Genomic DNA, 1,780 nt, shown 5'->3' with positions numbered 1-1,780 from the left:
AATGTGTATTTCTCAACTTTTTTTCTTACAAGGATAAGTAAAATTCTTCGTATATTCCAATAATCATAAGGGAATTTACAACGTTTATTCGTTTCTGTAAGATGCCTCTAGGAAGTGTGAAAGGAGGACTTACATAGCGGTATAGCTTGTCTTTAGTATACGTACTTATTGTGAGGAGGAATTTAAAATGTTTAAAAAGTTAATGAAAGTATGCGTGTTAAGTGCGGCAAGTATAGGTGTATTATTTAGTTTTCAAGGAAGTACATTTGCAGCTACTGATTTAAGTAGTTATTATGACGGGAAAAATCCAGCAACAACGAAAGTATACGGGGGAAGTACGACGTGTGATGCAGATGGATTTAATGCAAAATCTACAGCTGTATATGAAGGTAGTAAAAAAGTAGGGACAGTGTATTTACGTTACAGTAATAAATGTCATGCAGCATGGGCTAAGTTTGTTTTAGATCAACCAGCACCAGCTGTTTCGGGAGGAGTGTACGCGTACGCTGTTGTGAATAAATACAAAAATGGTGTATTCCAAAAATCAGTTACTTCTAATCAGGGGAACGGCACAATAAAAACAGGTCAAACGAGCACTTATACAGGAATGGTATTTGATTTAACTGCTGATTTCGGATACACAGCAGATGCTGAAGCAGTTACGTTTAATAACGGTTACGGGAAAACAGCACGTTATTAATAAAGGAGTGAAATGATATGAAACTTTTAAAAAAGACGAGTGCATGTTTATTGCTATCTTTACTCGTTGTAACTAGTATGTTTAGCGCGACTAATAGCGATAAAGTATACGCAGAAGACCATTCATATGATGGGAAAAGTCCTTATTATAACAGCTGTGATCAATCTGCAGTAACGAAAGAAAAGAAGTGGATTGATTCAAATTCTTATGTGGAATTAAAATTTAGCACGACGTGTAAGACAGCGTGGGCAAAAGTTACTGTAACTCGCCTGGCAGTTTATAATAACGAAGCTGATGCAAGGATTGTTAGAAAAACAGATGGAAAGGCATACACTTGTGGAAGTGCTGGAGGAAATGGTGTTGTAAATAAAGGGCAAACATCATGCTATACGCCAATGGTATATGACTTAGATCCAAGAAAGGCACAAGCGCAGGGGAAACATGCAATACCAAATAGTGATGCATATAATTATGCGGAGACTATTTGGTATTGATGAGGAAATGGAGAATGTAAGATAGAATATTTTAAGAGCATGTTTTGAGTGGTTTTCAAAGCATGCTCGAATTGTATTCATTCTAATTTTTTTAGTAATCATGGACCATTGAATTAACTAAGGTCTGTATCAGGAGGAGTATATCCAAGATGCCTAGCCATTGATACAATTTGTCCTTTATGATGAAATTCATGTGTTTCTGTATGAGTTAAAAGCCATAGTGGTGTTGTACTCCAAGGTTCTTTTTGCCACTTTACTTCATTTGCTATATTTTCGAGCCAACGGTCATTGTATTCATCTAAAAAACGTTGTACAGTCTCATCTACTAACTTAAATCTAGCACGGACTTTTTCCACATCTGCATGCTCAATTTTATAATCACTAGCGAATGAAAAATCTGCTCGTTTTTGTTTGAATGCGAATGATCCAAGCCAGTATCGATAGCAATCGGCTACATGAATATGTGTCTTTATAATGCCACCGCTCCCGAAATTCGGAACAGTGCTATGTAATTTTTCTAGTGGGATTTCTTCCAAAAATGAAAATAGAGTTTCTCTTGTAGAGCTAATAAGATTATATTGTTGTT

Annotated in this window: 3 protein-coding genes; 2 read left to right on the top strand and 1 reads right to left on the bottom strand. The window is 36.0% G+C overall.

Going from position 1 to position 1,780, the window contains the following annotated elements; genetic code table 11:
* Positions 1-187: 187 nt before the first annotated feature.
* Both ACQGS6_RS27810 and ACQGS6_RS27805 read left to right on the top strand, forming a co-directional pair.
* Positions 188-700, top strand: coding sequence for a YjfA family protein (locus ACQGS6_RS27810; RefSeq protein WP_000473732.1), 513 nt, complete (start codon positions 188-190; stop codon positions 698-700).
* Positions 701-717: 17 nt separating this feature from the next.
* On the top strand, positions 718-1,194 hold the full coding sequence (locus ACQGS6_RS27805) for a DUF2690 domain-containing protein (RefSeq protein ID WP_000771159.1): 477 nt from the start codon (positions 718-720) through the stop codon (positions 1,192-1,194).
* Positions 1,195-1,307: 113 nt separating this feature from the next.
* Here ACQGS6_RS27805 and ACQGS6_RS27800 read toward each other — a convergent pair.
* On the bottom strand, positions 1,308-1,780 hold a 473-nt coding region (locus ACQGS6_RS27800), incomplete at its 5' end, for a DinB family protein (RefSeq protein ID WP_426965983.1).

The sequence above is a fragment of the Bacillus sp. GMs2/2 genome (genome assembly GCF_050172095.1).
GTDB lineage: Bacteria > Bacillota > Bacilli > Bacillales > Bacillaceae_G > Bacillus_A > Bacillus_A cereus.
The sequence above is the reverse complement of the archived record's forward strand: the minus strand, read 5'-3'. Positions and strand labels throughout refer to the sequence as shown.

Bases quoted from the DNA above. Each gene is read 5' to 3' on its own strand.
- ACQGS6_RS27805 (WP_000771159.1), top strand. From the start codon at position 718: ATGAAACTTTTAAAAAAGACGAGTGCATGTTTATTGCTATCTTTACTC.
- ACQGS6_RS27810 (WP_000473732.1), top strand. From the start codon at position 188: ATGTTTAAAAAGTTAATGAAAGTATGCGTGTTAAGTGCGGCAAGTATA.